The organism is Flavobacterium terrisoli (assembly GCF_030167905.1).
GTDB lineage: Bacteria > Bacteroidota > Bacteroidia > Flavobacteriales > Flavobacteriaceae > Flavobacterium > Flavobacterium terrisoli.
On sequence record NZ_JARGNA010000003.1, the window covers coordinates 294,325 to 311,587 of the forward strand.

16 protein-coding genes and 1 tRNA gene are annotated in these 17,263 nt (G+C 39.6%); 16 read left to right on the forward strand and 1 reads right to left on the reverse strand.

Annotated elements, in window-relative coordinates:
• Positions 1 to 89: 89 nt before the first annotated feature.
• The 5 genes from P1K33_RS05345 (at position 90) to P1K33_RS05365 (ending at position 6,655) form a co-directional block, all read left to right on the forward strand.
• On the forward strand, positions 90 to 1,151 hold the full coding sequence (locus P1K33_RS05345) for a hypothetical protein (RefSeq protein WP_284651863.1): 1,062 nt from the start codon (positions 90 to 92) through the stop codon (positions 1,149 to 1,151).
• An 84-nt stretch (positions 1,152 to 1,235) separates the two neighbouring features.
• Positions 1,236 to 1,760 carry an RNA polymerase sigma factor gene (locus P1K33_RS05350; RefSeq protein WP_284651864.1) on the forward strand — a complete coding sequence of 175 codons (525 nt, stop codon included), beginning with the start codon at positions 1,236 to 1,238 and terminating at the stop codon, positions 1,758 to 1,760.
• The gene (locus P1K33_RS05355; protein WP_284651865.1) at positions 1,757 to 2,674 is read left to right on the forward strand and encodes a FecR family protein; all 918 of its coding nucleotides are present in this window, start codon (positions 1,757 to 1,759) and stop codon (positions 2,672 to 2,674) included. Before P1K33_RS05350 ends, P1K33_RS05355 begins: the two co-directional genes overlap by 4 nt.
• Positions 2,671 to 4,971, forward strand: a complete 2,301-nt coding sequence (locus P1K33_RS05360; RefSeq protein ID WP_284651866.1) for a TonB-dependent receptor plug domain-containing protein — start codon at positions 2,671 to 2,673, stop codon at positions 4,969 to 4,971. Before P1K33_RS05355 ends, P1K33_RS05360 begins: the two co-directional genes overlap by 4 nt.
• Positions 4,972 to 5,074: 103 nt before the next feature.
• The gene (locus P1K33_RS05365; protein ID WP_284651867.1) at positions 5,075 to 6,655 is read left to right on the forward strand and encodes an NADP-dependent glyceraldehyde-3-phosphate dehydrogenase; all 1,581 of its coding nucleotides are present in this window, start codon (positions 5,075 to 5,077) and stop codon (positions 6,653 to 6,655) included.
• A gap of 31 nt (positions 6,656 to 6,686) precedes the next feature.
• On the opposite strand, the gene P1K33_RS05370 is transcribed toward P1K33_RS05365, so the two are convergent.
• A complete protein-coding gene (locus tag P1K33_RS05370; RefSeq protein ID WP_372508202.1) occupies positions 6,687 to 7,787 on the reverse strand; it encodes a bifunctional methionine sulfoxide reductase B/A protein in 1,101 nt (366 codons plus the stop codon).
• A gap of 163 nt (positions 7,788 to 7,950) precedes the next feature.
• On the opposite strand from P1K33_RS05370, the gene idi reads away from it, so the two are divergent.
• The 11 genes from idi (at position 7,951) to P1K33_RS05425 (ending at position 17,256) form a co-directional block, all read left to right on the forward strand.
• A complete protein-coding gene (gene idi, locus P1K33_RS05375; protein WP_284651868.1) occupies positions 7,951 to 8,478 on the forward strand; it encodes an isopentenyl-diphosphate Delta-isomerase in 528 nt (175 codons plus the stop codon).
• 2 nt (positions 8,479 to 8,480) lie between these two features.
• Positions 8,481 to 8,891: a 6-pyruvoyl trahydropterin synthase family protein gene (locus P1K33_RS05380; RefSeq protein WP_284651869.1), complete on the forward strand. Its 411-nt coding sequence runs from the start codon at positions 8,481 to 8,483 to the stop codon at positions 8,889 to 8,891.
• Complete coding sequence (locus P1K33_RS05385) at positions 8,891 to 9,334, forward strand: peroxiredoxin (RefSeq protein ID WP_284651870.1); 444 nt, start codon at positions 8,891 to 8,893, stop codon at positions 9,332 to 9,334. The genes P1K33_RS05380 and P1K33_RS05385 overlap by 1 nt, the downstream gene beginning before the upstream one ends.
• Before the next feature lie 19 nt (positions 9,335 to 9,353).
• Positions 9,354 to 10,316: a type I phosphomannose isomerase catalytic subunit gene (locus tag P1K33_RS05390; RefSeq protein WP_284651871.1), complete on the forward strand. Its 963-nt coding sequence runs from the start codon at positions 9,354 to 9,356 to the stop codon at positions 10,314 to 10,316.
• A gap of 55 nt (positions 10,317 to 10,371) precedes the next feature.
• Positions 10,372 to 10,641: a hypothetical protein gene (locus P1K33_RS05395; RefSeq protein ID WP_284651872.1), complete on the forward strand. Its 270-nt coding sequence runs from the start codon at positions 10,372 to 10,374 to the stop codon at positions 10,639 to 10,641.
• Between the two features lie 75 nt (positions 10,642 to 10,716).
• Positions 10,717 to 10,790: transfer RNA gene (locus tag P1K33_RS05400), tRNA-Thr, on the forward strand.
• A 164-nt stretch (positions 10,791 to 10,954) separates the two neighbouring features.
• Entirely contained in the window at positions 10,955 to 11,434 is a 480-nt protein-coding gene (locus tag P1K33_RS05405) for a nucleoside deaminase (protein ID WP_284651873.1), read from the forward strand.
• A gap of 9 nt (positions 11,435 to 11,443) precedes the next feature.
• Positions 11,444 to 12,847 carry an FAD binding domain-containing protein gene (locus P1K33_RS05410; RefSeq protein ID WP_284651874.1) on the forward strand — a complete coding sequence of 468 codons (1,404 nt, stop codon included), beginning with the start codon at positions 11,444 to 11,446 and terminating at the stop codon, positions 12,845 to 12,847.
• Positions 12,844 to 15,096 (forward strand): xanthine dehydrogenase molybdopterin binding subunit, encoded by a 2,253-nt coding sequence (locus tag P1K33_RS05415; protein WP_284651875.1) that lies wholly within the window; start codon positions 12,844 to 12,846, stop codon positions 15,094 to 15,096. The genes P1K33_RS05410 and P1K33_RS05415 overlap by 4 nt, the downstream gene beginning before the upstream one ends.
• A 76-nt stretch (positions 15,097 to 15,172) precedes the next feature.
• Positions 15,173 to 16,090 (forward strand): XdhC family protein, encoded by a 918-nt coding sequence (locus P1K33_RS05420; RefSeq protein ID WP_284651876.1) that lies wholly within the window; start codon positions 15,173 to 15,175, stop codon positions 16,088 to 16,090.
• Positions 16,087 to 17,256 carry a molybdopterin molybdotransferase MoeA gene (locus P1K33_RS05425; RefSeq protein WP_284651877.1) on the forward strand — a complete coding sequence of 390 codons (1,170 nt, stop codon included), beginning with the start codon at positions 16,087 to 16,089 and terminating at the stop codon, positions 17,254 to 17,256. The genes P1K33_RS05420 and P1K33_RS05425 overlap by 4 nt, the downstream gene beginning before the upstream one ends.
• Positions 17,257 to 17,263: the final 7 nt, after the last annotated feature.

The following is a 17,263-nucleotide window of genomic DNA, read 5'->3' on the forward strand; positions in this document are numbered from 1 at the left end:
TATAAAGGTAAAAGTATAAATTTATTAAAAAAAGTAGGGTGATGGCATTTTGTGTTGTCTAATCTTAAAACACCTAAATTATAAATAAGATGAAAAAGATTAAAATTTTACTGTTGCTATTGACTGTAGCTGTCGCAGGTTTCTATTCTTGTACCGATAATGATCCGGTAGAAAACGAAGCGGTAACCACCAAAAGTATTTCGTTAAGAACCACCTTAAACGAAATTAAGAAAGCCAACAACATCAGTGGCAAAAATGATTTGGAAACACAGGATCAATTCTTCTGTTTCAGTTTTGTTTATCCCATAACACTTTCGTACAATAACGGAACCACGGTTGAGGTTAATTCGGCTCAGGGATTGCTTGATATTTTAGCCACTGAAAATGCTGCATTGTACATCGATGGAATTGCTTTCCCGTTCCAGGTTCAGGAAGAAGGTACCGTTACCACCATTAATAACGAAGCGGAATTTTATGCGCTGATTTTGGGCTGTACTAATTTCCAGACCGTAAACGATTGTGTTTTTGATTTTACCTGTTATGAAATTGTTTATCCGATTTCGATTGTCGACGCCAATAACACAACTGTTGTAATCGAAACACAGGCAGAATTGATGCAATACGTTTCAACTCCAACAGGAACCAGTACTTATCAATTGAATATAGTATTCCCAATTTCGATTATCCTAAACAATGAGACCGTTGTAGTAAACGATTTATATGAATTTTACGAAATCAATAACGATTGTGCAGGAAGCTCTTGTATTTGTACTGCGGATTATAATCCTGTTTGTGTAAATGATCCGGTTAATTTTATAACTATAACTTTTTCTAATGCATGTCATGCAATGTGTGCAGGTTATACTGAAGCAGATTTTGTAAGTTGTGATCCGATACTGACCACCAATTTCGGGAATGGTTTAGGTAGCTGTTTTACCATGAATTATCCGGTACAGATTCAATACCAAGGAGCATTGGTTACGGTCAATAATGACGGGGAACTGTTACAGTATTATTTCCCTAATCAATCAAGTATTCCGGCATTTGTTTATCCTGTAACAGTAAATTTCAATACACCAACCGGTTCTATTGCGGTTACTGCTGCTAACCAAGCCACTTTTGAATCGGCAATAATCACTAATTGTAATTAAGTATATATAAATAAAACTGGGAAAGATCAAATGTTAATTACGCGACACAGCCTTAGCGATAAGGTTGTGTCTGTAATTTTAGCTATGAAAGAAGAAAATCAAAATGTTAAGCTCTGTTCCGAAGCAGTATTCCGCTCGGTATTTGACACTAATTTTAAAGTGTTGCGTAACTTTTTGGTCTATAAATTCAGAGGTGATGTGGAAAGCGCTGAAGATGTAGCCCAAAATGCCTTTGTCAAACTTTGGGAAAATTGCGGTATCATTCAGCCCGAACAAGCCAAAAGCTTTTTGTATACCACAGCTATCAGATTATCACTGAATAAAATTAAGCACAATCAGGTCGTGAATAATTTTGAGGTGAAGTTTAAACCCAAATCATCACACAAAGAATCACCTGAATTTCTGATGGAAGAAACCGAATTGAAAACCCAATTGGAAAAAGCCATCAACGATTTGCCGGAAAAGCAAAGAACCGTATTTTTAATGAACCGTTTTGACAACCAGTCGTATACTGAAATTGCAGCATCATTGGATTTATCGGTAAAAGCAGTAGAAAAACGCATGCATCAAGCCTTGCTGTCCTTGAGAAAAGTAATGAAAAACGTTTGAAAAAACATATGATGGAAGAGATGAACGAAACGTATTTAGCCGATTGGTTGGCCGATAAAATAACCGACGAACAATTGAAACAATTGGTTTCGGAGGAAGATTTTTTGGCTTATCAACAGCTGAAAAATACACTAAGCGGTTTTGAAATCGGGCAACCCGATTTGGAGCAAAACTTCAGCGCGATCAAACAAAAGTTAGCCAATAAAAAAGAAACAAAACCTAAAGTGGTTCCGCTATGGCGTTATGCTTCGGTTGCCGCTTGTTTGTTGGTGATGTTTGGGATTTATCACTTTTTTATAGCTGAGAACACTATTACAACGGCGTTTGGTCAAACCCAAATGATAACCCTCGCAGACCATTCCAAAGTGTCTTTGAATGCCAAGTCAACGTTGGTTTATGGCAACAATTATAGCTACAAACGCACATTGTGCCTCGATGGTGAAGCTTTTTTTGAAGTCGAAAAAGGAAGTCCGTTTACCGTAGTAACATCACTCGGCGACATTCGTGTTTTGGGGACCAAATTCAATGTGATTGCCTTCGGGGATTTCTTTGAAGTGGTTTGCTACGAAGGTAAAGTTCAGGTAACGCAAAAAGGAAAATCAACCATTCTGACCCATGGAGAAAGTGTTCGTTTTTACAATGGCACTTCAGAAAATTGGGCTGACGAAACAACGACCAAACCTTCGTGGATTTCGGGCGAGTCATCCTTTAAAAATGTGCCAATGCGCTATGTGATTGAGCAGTTCAAGAATCAATATAACGTCGAGGTTGACTATCCGATTTCCATCGAAAGAGTAAAATTCACGGGTGCATTTACCCATAAGGAATCAACCGTAGCGCTGCAATCGATTTGTTTGCCGCTGCATTTAAAATTTAACAAAGACAGTGCTGGAAAAATTATAATTTCTGAATGAGAAAACTAGTTTTGTTGTGCTTCTTTTTGTGCTGGATACAGTCGTCCTGGTCACAAAAAAAGGAGCAATTTACTTTTGGTTATTCCAATGCAAAACTCACCAAAGTGCTTTCCGATATCGAGAAAGCTTTTGATGTTAAATATTCCTATGTTGATTCTTTAGTGACTTCACAAAATTTTTCTTTGCCTAAAAAGTTGTATTCCTTAACCGAAATTAATTTCGAAATCGAAAAGCAATCGGCGTTACAAGTGGTTAAAATCAATGACCGGTTTTATTCGGTAAACAAAGCTCCTGAAACGGATGATTCAGAAAAAATCATTCGGCTTGAGGAAGTTGTCGTTGAAGAGTTTTTGGCCAAAGGCATAAAGAAAACCAACCAGCATTACATCATTTCTCCCCAAAAAGTACAAACACTTCCCGGCGTAACCGATGCGGATATTTTATTGTCGCTCCAACAATTGCCCGGAGTGAAAAGCCCCAATGAAACGGCTACAGGATTGTACATCCGCGGCGGCACTTCCGACCAGAACCTGATTCTGATGGACGGCATTCGGCTCTATCATCCCGGCCATTTATTTGGGATGATTTCAAGCATTAATCCCAATGTCGAGCAAACCGTCAGTTATTATAACAAAGCCGTCAATCCTAAGTTTGGCGAAAGGGTTTCCGGTATCATCGACATCAAATCTACAGACCAAATTACTGAAAAACTTAAAGTCAACGCCGGAATCAACGCCCTGAATGCCGATGTTTATATACAAACACCATTGGTTAAAAACAAATTGGGACTGCAGGTTTCCGGGCGAAAATCCTATACGGAATGGTTGCAGTCGCCAACGTTCAACCAATTGGAAAATAAGGTTTTTCAGAATACCAATTTTGAGGATTTTGATAAAGACAATCAGTTCAGATTTTACGATTATTCGGCCAAACTGAATTTTAAACCCAATGCGAAAAGCATGATATCGCTTTCTGGCCTGGTTATCAAAAATGATCTGGATTATAAAAACATCATCAAAGCTGATAGCATCAATAACCAAAGGATGAATATCGAAAATTATGGCTTTAGCCTGAACTGGACGCAAAAATACAGTCGAAAATTTACCCAAAGAGTCTTAGTTTTTTATTCACTGTATAGCTTTGATTACCTGAAAAAACAGGATTATGACATCGATAAATTTGAAGCGTTTAAAAAGCTGAACAGGGTAGTAGATTCGGGTGCCGAACTCAATTTTGGTTACCAGGTCAATGAAAAATCCAATCTCGAATTCGGGTATCAGGTTTTTGGAAACGATATTTCGCATTTGTTCAACAGTTACAATCAGGATATCGGTATCGATTTGAGTCTGAGACATCTTTACAATGTAACTCATGCCGGTTTTGCGCATTACCGACAGGATTTTGGGACATGGAACTTCCAACCTGGTTTGCGCTATAATTACTATAGCCAAATCAAAGCATCCAGTTTCGAACCTCGTTTGCTCATTCAAAAGACGTTGGATAAATCGTTGATTTTGCAAGCTTCTTATGAGCGAAGAAGTCAGGTATTGAGCCAAGTGCGCGAAAATGCCGCCAACGATTTGAGCCTTGAAAACTATGTCTGGGTATTGTCTGATAACGGTAAATATCCAATCCAAAAAGTCAATCAATTCAGTACCGGATTCATTTTCAAAAAGGACAATTGGCTTTTGGATGTTGATGCTTATTACAAGAACATTACCGGAATAACGTCGTTTACCTTAGGCTTTTTGGGCCAAAATGACAATGAAATCCACCACGGTCAAGGTTTTACTAAAGGCGTTGATGTGTTGATTCAAAAGAGTGTAGCATCCTGGCGTGCCTGGATGACTTATACCTATCAGGATTCACAAAACCAATTTGAAGCCTTGAATGACGGCGATTATTTCAGTTCGAATGCCGATATCAAGCACAGTTTTAATGTAGCATTCAATAAAAAATGGGATAACTTTCTTTTCACTACGGGTTGGTTTTGGCACAGTGGAAAGCCATTCAGCACCATAAACGATTCGGGTGAAATCGCTTCCTATAATGCGGAAAGATTACCCGATTACCATCGTTTGGACATTTCGGGCAGTTATCAGTTCCAAAACCCAAAAGGAAATACTTTTAAAATCGGCGTTTCTATTTATAATGTGTACAATCACAAAGACCTTATCAGCAAAGAATTTGAACGCAAATATTCTGATGTTTCCGATTTTATCACACCGCGTTATACGATGCAGAATTATTACACTTTAGGCATTATGCACAACATATTTTTCAGAGTTAATCTCTAAAATTTAAGCCGCTCAATTTTTTACATCGTTATAGTTAATTTCTTTTTCAAAAAGTTGGTTGAAGGTTTTCACAGAAGTAGTAATTTTATAAAAAATCATTTTTATGAATACTATTCCAAGTGAATTTCAAATCACAACCTTACTAAACCAAGATACTTACTTAGTCAACGGAGAATTAAAAAAATGGGCAGGCGAAACCACACCGGTTTTCTCTACTATTTCTTCGACAGAACATTATTCGCCAACCGTTTTGGGATCTATTCCTACGATGGGTGAAAAGGAAGGCAATGAAGCCGTCAATGCCGCTGTTGAAGCTTATAATAACGGACAAGGATTGTGGCCGACGATGAAAGTCAGCGACCGAATCAAATGCATGCAAAATTTTGTCGGTCAGATGAAAACCAAACGCAGCGAGGTAGTGAAGTACCTGATGTGGGAAATCGGAAAATCTTTGGCCGATTCTGAAAAAGAATTTGACCGAACGGTCGAATATATTTATGATACCATTGAAGATTACAAACAGTTGGATCGGGACAGCGCTCGTTTTACCAAAAGCCAGGGCGTGAATGCGATGGTTCGTCGCGGACCGCTTGGCGTTGTGCTTTGTCTCGGACCCTATAATTATCCGCTGAATGAGACTTTCTCATTGCTGATTCCGGCGATTATCATGGGAAATACCGTGGTTTTCAAACCGGCCAAACATGGCGTGTTGTTGATAACACCTTTACTGGAAGCTTTTCACACCAGTTTTCCGAAAGGCGTAGTCAATATTGTTTATGGTAGAGGCAGAGAAGTGGCATCACCGGTGATGAAATCAGGAAAAGTAGATGTTTTGGCACTAATTGGCAATAGTAAATCGGCGGTGGCTTTACAGGATTTACATCCGAATAAGAACCGACTTCGATTGGTTTTAAGTCTGGAAGCCAAAAACCCGGCGATTATTTTGCCCGATGCCGATTTGGATTTGGCGATTCAGGAATGCATCACGGGAACATTGTCTTTTAATGGTCAACGTTGTACCGCGTTGAAAATTTTATATGTACATGAATCAATTGCGGCCGAATTCAACCGAAGATTTTCCGAGAAAGTAGATGCTTTGCCTTTCGGGAATCCTTGGGATAAAGGCGTGGCACTAACACCGCTTCCTGAAAAAGACAAACCCAATTATCTTCAGGAATTGATTGACGACGCACAAGGAAAAGGTGCCAAAGTGATCAATCAAAAAGGCGGGCAACGCACTGAAAACTATTTATTCCCGGCGGTTTTATTCCCAATCAACAAAGAAATGCGGGTGTATCATGAAGAACAATTTGGACCAGTGATTCCAATCCTGACTTTTAAGGATATCCAGGAACCGCTGAATGATATGGCAGAATCGAATTATGGTCAACAGGTGAGTTTGTTTGGCCAGGACATCAAAACCATTGCACCATTGATTGATACGTTGGTGAATTTGGTTTGTCGCGTGAATTTAAACAGCTCATGCCAACGCGGACCTGATGTTTATCCGTTTACCGGAAGAAAAGATTCTGCATTGGGAACTTTGAGCATTCACGATGCCTTGCGTTCGTTCTCAATTCGAACTTTTGTGGCATCCAAAGACAATGCGTATAACAATGCCATCCTGCAGGAATTGCTCAACAGTAAGGAATCGAATTTTATCAATACCGATTATATATTATAACAAAAAGTCCCGAGCAATCGGGACTTTTTTATTACTGTTTCTTTTTCAATCTGTCTTTAAAAACCTTCTCAAATTTTTCCAGTTTGGGTTGGATGACCAATTCACAATAGGGTTGACTTTTATTGTTTTCATAATAGTTTTGGTGGTAGTCTTTGGCTTTGTAAAAGGCTTTAAACGGCTCTAAAGTCGTTACGATTTTGTTCCCAAAAACTTCTTTGTTCAATTCGGCTATGATGCTTTCCGCGGATTTCTTTTGCTCTTCATTTGCATAAAAAATTACCGAACGGTATTGCGTTCCTACATCCGCGCCCTGACGGTTTAAGGTTGTTGGATCATGAACGGTAAAGAACACCTGGAAGATTTCATCCAAATTGGTTTTGGTTTTGTCATACGTAATCTGAACGACTTCCGCAGCACCGGTTCTTCCGGTACAAACTTCCTCATAACTCGGGTTTTCAACCGTTCCGCCGGCAAACCCGGAAACTACTTTTTCCACACCGTCTAAGTTTTCATAAACGGCTTCAACACACCAATAACAGCCACCGCCCAAAACGATGGTGTCAGTGTTACCTTTGCTTTCTGTAGCATCAGGAACAAAATCCAGTGAAATGGCATTCATGCAATAACGTTTTCCGGTGGGCTCCGGTCCGTCATCAAACAAATGGCCTAAATGACTGTTGCATCTGCCACAAAGCGCTTCAATTCGGCGCATGCCATACGAATTGTCGTCTTTGAATGTGATGCTGTTTTTGTTGTCTTGCTCAAAGAAGCTTGGCCAACCGCAGCTGCTCACAAACTTTTGATCCGATTTGAACAATTTCAAACCACAAGCCGCACAATAGTAAGTGCCTTTGGTGTCGCTTTTCCACATTGTTCCGGTAAAGGCTCTTTCGGTATCAGCCTGACGCGCGACAGCATATAAATCGGGTGGCAATACTTTTTTCCATTCGGCATCAGACAGCACTAATTTGGCCGTATCGGTATTAGAATAGTATGGGTTTTCAGGTTTTGAAATTACGTTTTCCATGGCAATCGTTTTAGTTGTTTTGTTTTGGGTTTTGTTGTCTTGGCCACAAGCTGTAAAAGCAAACAGTGGTAACAAAATTAAGAAGTTAAAAATGGATTTTCGCATTGCTATTGATTTTAAATCTACTACAAATTTACATCACATATACGAGTAGAATTGTCTTGTAGATTACAAATTGCAACGATTTAAGGAAAGTTTAACGGTTGTTCGAGTGGCTTGATTATTAAGGCTGATTTTTTTTCGTATTTTTGAAGGATTATTAGAAGCTATGGTCGAAGAGAAAGTAATCTTGGTCAATCCGCAAGATGAACCCATTGGGTTAATGAACAAACTGGAAGCACACGAAAAGGCTGTTTTACACCGGGCTTTTTCGGTTTTTGTGTTGAACAGTAACAACGAAATCATGTTACAGCAACGTGCGCACCACAAATACCATTCACCGTTATTGTGGACCAACACCTGTTGCAGTCACCAACGTGAAGGCGAAACCAATATTGAAGCCGGAACGCGTCGTTTGTACGAAGAAATGGGCATCAGGACAGAGTTGAAAGAACTGTTTCATTTTATCTACAAAGCACCGTTTGACAATGGCTTGACAGAGCACGAACTCGACCATGTGATGATTGGGTATTATAATGACGAACCACAAATCAATCCCGAAGAAGTGGAAAGCTGGAAATGGATGAAAATTGAAGACGTTAAAACCGATATGCTCAAAAATCCGAATATCTATACGGTTTGGTTCAAAATCATCTTTGATGAGTTTTACCATTATTTAGAAGACCACAAACTATAACTATGAGAGTCACCGTTTCCCGTAAGGCACATTTCAATTCAGCCCACCGATTGTATCGTAAAGATTGGTCTATGGAAAAAAATGAAGCTGTTTTTGGCAAGTGCAATAATCCCAATTTTCACGGACACAATTATGAGCTAACTGTTTCGGTTACCGGAGAAATTGATCCCGAAACCGGTTATGTTATTGATACTAAAGTTTTAGCTGATTTGATTAAGGAGCATATCGAATACGCTTTTGATCATAAAAACCTAAACCTTGATGTTCCGGAGTTTGCCGATTTGAACCCAACCGCCGAAAATATAGCTGTTGTGATTTGGAATAAACTTCGTCCACACATTAGCGGTAATAAAGATTTGGAAGTGGTTTTATATGAAACGCCCCGAAATTTTGTAACCTATAAAGGCGAATAATGGAAGTTGGTGATAAAATTCCGCATTTTACATCAACCGATAGTAAAGGCAACGCTTTTGATAGTCAGGATTACACCGGAAAATTTTTGGTGATTTATTTTTATCCCAAAAATGAAACGCGGGTTTGTACCGAACAGGCTTGTTCTTTCCGCGACCAATATGAAGATTTCAAAGCGCTTGGCGCAGAAGTTATCGGCATCAGCAGTGATTCGGTAAAATCACACCAGAAGTTTACCGCCAATCATCATTTACCTTTTATTTTGCTTTCAGACGATAATAAAAAACTACGAAAACTATTTGGAGTTCCTAATGATTATTTGGGTTTAATTCCCGGCCGCACAACTTATGTAACAGATAAGAATGGTGTTGTCCAACTGATTTTTGACAGTACTTCGGGCAAAATTCACATTGAAAAAGCACTCGAAATGCTCAAAACACTATAATTTTACCAAAATTTTAAAAATGACCTTATATCCGCTACAATTTGAGCCGATTTTAAAAGAAAGAATTTGGGGCGGAACCAAGTTGAAAACCTATTTGAATAAGCCAATCACTTCAGAAATTACCGGTGAAAGCTGGGAAATTTCTACTGTTGAAAATGATGTCAGTATTGTTTGCAATGGCGATTTCAAAGGAAAATCATTGAATGAATTGATAACGGAGTTTCCGGCAGAAATTTTGGGAACCAAAGTTTATCAGGCTTTTGGCAAACAGTTCCCGTTGCTTTTCAAATATTTGGATGCCCGAGAAGATTTGTCGATTCAGTTGCACCCGAATGATGAATTGGCCAAAAAACACCACAATTCTTTTGGCAAAACCGAAATGTGGTATGTGATGCAGGCCGATGCGGATGCCCGATTGATTGTAGGCTTCAAAGCAAAATCTTCTCCTGAGGAATACATTCAGCATCTGAATGATAAAAAATTGCTTGACATTCTGGATACCAAAAAAGTGCAGAAAGGGGATGTTTTCTTCCTGGCCACCGGAACGATTCACGCCATTGGTGCTGGAAATGTCATCGCCGAAATCCAGCAAACTTCTGATATTACTTATCGTGTTTATGACTTTGATAGGATAGATGCCAATGGGAATAAGCGTGAACTGCACAACGATTTGGCTTTGGAAGCCATCAATTACAATACGGTTGAAGCCGAACGTAAATATTCAAAAACAGAGAATGTTTCTAATGAAATAGTCAATTGTCAATACTTTACAACCAATTTTATTCCGCTCAACGGAAACCTGAAAGTCCAAAAAAATCAAGAATCCTTCACCGTTTATATGTGTGTGGATGATCACTTCGAATTGATTCATGACGGAAAAACTTATCCATATCAAAAAGGCGATACAGTTTTGATTCCGGGTTCGATGACTGATTTTCAATTGAATGGTCAGGCTTCTATACTAGAAATTTATATTTCGTAGTTTGTATTCTAAAGATTTAGTGTAATTTTGCGCCAAATTTAAAATTTACAAGAAAATGGGAAGTGTTAAAAATTTAAAGAAAGACATCAATTTTGTTTTAGGAGATATCATTGAAGCAGTTTACATCTATGAGATGACAACTTCAGGAAAACCATCTGACAAAACAAACGCTATCATTGATGAAGCGATTGCGTCTTTTGACGGTTTGATCACCAAAGTGAACGCAAAGAAAGTGGAAAATAAAAAGGCACATTTCAAACAAATCAACTCAGAATTAGAACAAGTTGCTAATCAATTGGTTGAAAAAATCAACGCTTTGCAATAGTAAAAAACAATAAAAAAGTGTAAAAATATTTTGGAGAATTAAATTTCACGTATATATTTGCACTCACATTGAGACGCCAGCATAGCTCAGTTGGCTAGAGCAGCTGATTTGTAATCAGCAGGTCGTGGGTTCGAGTCCCTCTGCCGGCTCAATAACAAAACCATCACTGAAAAGTGGTGGTTTTTTGTTTTTATGGGCGTCAATGTTTCAAAAAATTTGTCGCTAAGTCATTTCTATTTGTATCTTTATAAGCTGTCAAAAATTGAAAGGCAGTTGGAATTCGCCCCGAATAACAATTTAAAAATTAAAGTTTATGTGTACGACAAAACAAAGTGAATTTATGCAAGAGGCTATCAACCTGTCTATCGAGAATGTAAAATCGGGAAAAGGCGGGCCTTTTGGTGCGGTAATCGTCAAAGACGGTAAAATTATTGCCCGAGGAGCTAATGGTGTAACTTCTACCAATGATCCAACGGCACATGCTGAAGTAGTAGCCATCCGAAATGCCTGCAAGGAGCTGGGTACTTTCCAATTGGATGGTTGCGAAATCTATACGAGTTGCGAACCTTGTCCGATGTGTTTGGGTGCGATTTATTGGGCAAGACCCGATAAAATGTATTTCGCCAATACCAAAAAAGATGCAGCCGATATCCAATTTGATGACCAATTTATCTACGAAGAATTAGAATTGCCTTATCAAAACCGAAAGCTGCAAACAGAGCAAATGATGCGTGCAGAAGCGTTGGAAGCTTTCCAATTGTGGTCAAAAAGTGTGGCTAAAATAGAATACTAAAATCGGCTCATGATTCAATTTCTCTTAAATCAAAGACTCATCACGACCGACAAACCGGCAAGTACTACGCTTTTGGATTTCATCCGTTATGATGAAAACCTGCGCGGGACCAAAATCGGTTGTCGCGAAGGCGATTGTGGTGCTTGTACGGTTTTAATCGGTTCGCTCAAAGACGGCAAAATGGAATACATCAGCGCCACTTCTTGCCTGACGCCGTTACCCAATGCCCATGGAAAACACATCGTAACCGTTGAAGGAACCAATCTTCCGGATAAACTCAACCAGGCGCAACAAGCAATGGTCGATTGTTCGGGAACACAATGTGGTTTCTGTACGCCGGGTTTTGTCAATTCGATGAGTGGCTATGCGTTGACTTGTTCGGAAGCGACAGTTGAAAATGCCATTAGTGCCATTGATGGCAATATTTGTCGCTGCACCGGTTATAAATCGATTGAAAGAGCTGCCGCCAACCTGACAGAGAAATTAGAAAAGAAAGACCAGCAAAATCCTTTGTCTTGGTTGGTGGCCAATGAATTTGTACCTGAATATTTTTTGGAAGTACCTGAAAAAATTAAGGCTATCCAAAGCAAAGAATACAATTCCAATGGCCAAGTACCAATTGGCGGCGGAACCGATTTGTATGTGCAAAAACATGATGAGTTGCACGAATATGATTTGGATTATTTATTCGACAAGGCAGCACTCAACGGCATTACCTTCAACGGAAACATTTGCACGCTGAAATCTTCAGCAACTGTTACCGATTTGATGGAGAACGAAACCTTGTTGAATGCCATTCCGAATTGGTACCATTACCTAAAATTATTGTCTTCAACACCAATCCGTAACATCGCTACGATAGCCGGAAACATTGCCAACGGTTCACCAATTGGGGATTTTACAATTATTCTCTTGGCTATGAAAGCCGAATTAACATTATCTAACAAAGAGAATGTAAGTCGCAAAGTAATGCTGAAAGATTTTTATTTAGGCTATAAAACCTTGGATAAGAAAGAAGGCGAAATTATCACTGAAATCACTTTTGAAGTACCAAATAACGGAACCAAATTCAACTTCGAAAAAGTCTGTAAACGACAGTATTTAGACATTGCCAGCGTGAATACCGCCATTACTATTTCTACTAATGAAAATGCAATCAGTGATGCACAAGTATCCATTGGTGGCGTTGGACCGATTCCGAAATATTTAGCAAAAACAACTGCCTTTTTGGTTGGAAAAGAATTGAATTTGGCTACTGTAAAAGAAGCCGAAGCCATTCTGCAAACCGAATTATCACCAATAAGTGATGCCCGTGGCACCGAAGCTTACAAAAGATTATTGGCGCGCCAATTGTTCTTTGCGCATTTCATCACACTGTTTCCGGAAACCTTTAAAATGGACGATTTAGTATGATTAATATAGACGCTCATAACCACGTAAAAGGAAAGTCAATCTACTTAGATGATATCCAGGAAATACAAGGAACGTTGTATGCCTTGCCGTTTGACGCGACTGTGGCTCATGCCAAAATCAAAAATCTTGATTTGGAAAGTGCTTTAAAAAGTCATGGAATCGTTACCATTTTAACGGCCAAAGATGTTCCGGGTTTAAACCAAATCGGAGGCATCATTCCCGACGAACCGTTATTTGCCGAAGACGAAGTTCATTTCCGCGGACAAGTCATTGCTTTAATCGTTGGTCAATCCGAACACGATTGCCGAATGGCGGCCAAATTAATCAAAGTCGATTACGAAGAATTACCCGTTATTGTTGACCCGAGAGAAGCACAAGCTAAAGGTAAATTAATCATGCCACCGCGAAGTTTCAAACTCGGCAATACTGCTGAAGCCTGGTCACAATGCGATCACATTATCGAAGGGCGAAGCGACGTCAACGGACAGGAACATTTATACATAGAAACACAAGGCGCTTACGCCCGACCAAAAGAAGACGGTAGCATTATCATATCATCCTCAACACAGGGACCAACAGCCGTGCAAAGAATGGTCGCTCAGGTTTTGGGCATTCCGATGCACAAAATTGAAATAGATACCGTTCGTTTAGGCGGTGGTTTTGGTGGAAAAGAAGACCAAGCAACACCTTGGGCTGTGATGGTCGCTTTGGCAACGCAAATTCTGCACAAACCGGTGAAAATGTCAATGCACCGCATGGACGATATGCGCATGACAGGAAAACGTCATCCGTATTCAGCCGATTTTAAAATTGGGTTAACCAAAGATTTAAAAATACTCGCTTACGAAGTAACACATTATCAAAATGCCGGAGCTGCAGCCGATTTATCACCTGCAGTAATGGAAAGAACATTGTTCCATTCGACCAACTCTTATTTTGTACCGAATGTGATTGCAACGGCATACAGCTGTAAAACCAACTTACCTCCAAACACCGCATTTCGCGGATTTGGCGGACCGCAAGGAAAATTCGCTATCGAAGCAGCGATAGTTAAAGCTGCAGAAACTTTAGGTATTTCTCCGGCAGTTATACAAAAGGCCAATTTGGTCAAAGAAGGCGATGAGTTGTCATATGGGCAGATTCTGACTCAGGTTGAAGCAACCAATGCATGGGAAAGCTGTATGAAAAGCTACGATTATGAAAGCCAAAAACAAAGAGTAGCAGAATTTAATTCGAAAAATAGCAGATTCAAAAAAGGTTTGGCCATCCAACCGATTTGTTTCGGGATTTCGTTTACCAATACGATGATGAACCACGCCCGCGCTTTGGTACACATTTACCACGATGGAAGTGTTGTGGTGAGCACTGGCGCAGTTGAAATGGGACAAGGGGTTAATACCAAAATGCTCCAGATTGTAGTCGAAACCTTTGGAATTAATGCCAATAAAGTCCGGATTGAATCTACGAATACATTACGCGTGGCCAATACATCACCAACAGCCGCCAGTGCCGGAGCTGACCTTAACGGGAAAGCTTTGCAAATGGCTTGTAACGCTTTGTTGGAACGATTAAAAGCAGTCGCGCAAAAAGAATATACTGACCAAATTATCGAACTCAAAGACGAAATGGTCTATGCCAATGAAACTAAAACAGAAATCTCCTGGAAAGATTTGATCCTTCGTGCATTTACCCAAAGGGTTGCGCTTTCAGAAAATGCGCATTACGCAACACCAACGATTCATTACGATAAAACCAAAGAAAAAGGACATCCGTTTGCGTATCACGTTTACGGAACATCGATTCACGAAGTAACCGTTGATTGTTTGAAAGGAACTTATGAATTTGACGCGATTAACATTGTGCACGATTTCGGAAAAAGCATGAATAAGGACATCGACAACGGTCAGATTGAAGGTGGTTTGGTGCAGGGAATCGGTTGGATGACATTGGAAGAAATCATTTATAACGATCAGGGGAGATTGGTTTCGAATGCGCTATCGACCTATAAAGTACCTGATATTTATTCGGTGCCAAAGGTAATCAACGTGCAACATTTGGAAACCGAAGGTCATGAACTCGCCATTAAAAAATCAAAAGCCGTGGGCGAACCACCATTGATGTATGGTATCGGTGCGTATTTTGCCATTCGCAACGCGGTGAAAGCATTTAATCCTGATGCAGATCTGGCTGTGAATGCACCTTATACGCCGGAAAAAGTATTGATGGACTTGTATAGGATGGAGCGTTAAGAAAATATCCGGTGGATATTTTTAGCGAACAGGCCAGATGGCGCGTTGGCATCTAAATCAAAAGAGTTTTCCAATTATGGTTATCGATTTCTATAAAAAGCTTTTAACGATACTAAAAGACGAATCCAGATTGGTCCTGATGGTTGTGATTGCCAATGAAGGCAGCAGTCCGGGACGAAAAGGCTTTAAAATGCTGGTGACTCAAAAACATATGTACGGAACCATCGGCGGCGGCATCATGGAACACAAGTTGGTTGAATTTGCCGAAAATCTTTTGGACAAGCCTCAATTTGAGCCATTTATCAAACACCAAATCCATGACAAATCAGCGCCCAAAGACCAATCGGGAATGATTTGTTCCGGGCAACAGACGATTGCTTTTTATGATATCAATGTTGATTTTATTCCAACGGTAGCCCAAATCATTTTAGAAGAAAACAGTTGGATTGCCTATTCCAATTTGGGAATTACAGTAAATGAAGAAATAACCGAAACGACCGAATGGCTTTTCAAAGAGAAAAATGTATTGACACAAAAAGTCTATATCATTGGTGGCGGACATGTTGGTTTGGCACTGAGTGAAACCTTGTCCAAACTCGATTTCGAACTCCATTTACTCGATGATCGTGAGAATCTGAATACGATGGAAGCCAATGATTTTGTGCAAACCAAACAGGTAGTCGATTTTGAGACGATTGAAAATCACATACCCGAAGGCGATGATATTTACATAGTCATCATGTCTTTTGGTTACCGAACCGATGATATTATTATCCGACGTTTGTTGGATAAAAATTTCAAATATATCGGAATGTTGGGCAGTGTAGCCAAAACAGAAACCTTATTCAAAAACCTAGAAGCCGATGGTTTTGATAAAGAACAAATGGCCAAAGTTCACGCACCAATAGGTATTGACATCAAAAGCGAAACCACGCAGGAAATCGCCATCAGCATTGCGGCACAATTAATCCAAATCAGAAACCAAAACCGATGAGAACCATTAGCGAAGCATTTTCCATTTTGGAAAGCCTCAATTATTACAAAAGAGTAGTTGAACTTCCGTTATTGGATGCCCGCAATCATGTATTGGCGGAAACTTTGTTGTCACCCATCAGTATGCCACCGTTTCGCCAGGCAACGATGGATGGATTTGCTTTGTGTTTACACGAAAGTTTAGAATATGAAATCGTAGGCGAAGTCAAAGCTGGAGATATTTTTACAAATCAACTTCAACCCGGACAAGCGGTTAAGATTTTTACTGGTGCGGCGGTTCCAAATTCTGCGCAAGCGGTAATCCAAATTGAAAAAGTTGCAGTTGAAAATTTGAAGTTGAACCTTCAGGAAAACATAAAACCCGAAGCGAATGTCCGTCAAAAAGGCGCACAAATTGCTGCAAATGATATTGCTTTAGCCAAAGACACTTTGCTCAACACAGCTGCCATCGGTTTCTTAGCCGGTTTGGGTTTTGACAAGGTAAAAGTGTTTCAAAAGCCAAGTGTTGCGATAGTTGTAACGGGAAATGAATTAATCGAAATTGGAAATCCTTTACCGGATGGAAAAGTCTACAACAGTAATACCATTATGCTGCAAACCGCTTTGCTGAATGCGCATTTTGATAAGATTAAAACCTATCAGGTAAAAGACGATTTAGAAAGCACGAAAGTCACTTTAGAGCAAGCGATTGATGAAAATGATATTGTCTTAGTTTCGGGCGGCATTTCTGTGGGTGATTATGATTATGTGGGTAAAGCCTTGGATAGTTTGGAAGTGGAAACCTTGTTTTACAAAGTCAACCAAAAACCGGGAAAACCTTTATTCGCTGGAAAAAAAGGAGACAAAATCATTTTTGCCTTACCGGGAAATCCGGCAGCGAGCCTGACTTGTTTTTATATTTATGTGTTGCCAACATTGCAGCGATATTCAGGAATTTCAGTGTCGTATGTTTCAACTGTTGAGAAAAAAATAGCCCATAATTTTGTAGTCGATAATCCGAGAGCACAGTTTTTAAAGGCATTGGTTTCCAATGAAGAAGTTACAATATTGTCGCATCAGGACTCGGCGATGCTGAACACTTTTGCCGAAGCTAATGCTTTGGTTTATTTGCCCGAAGGAAAATACGAAGTTCAGCAAAATGATAAAGTTCTTGTCTACAGTATTTAGTATATTT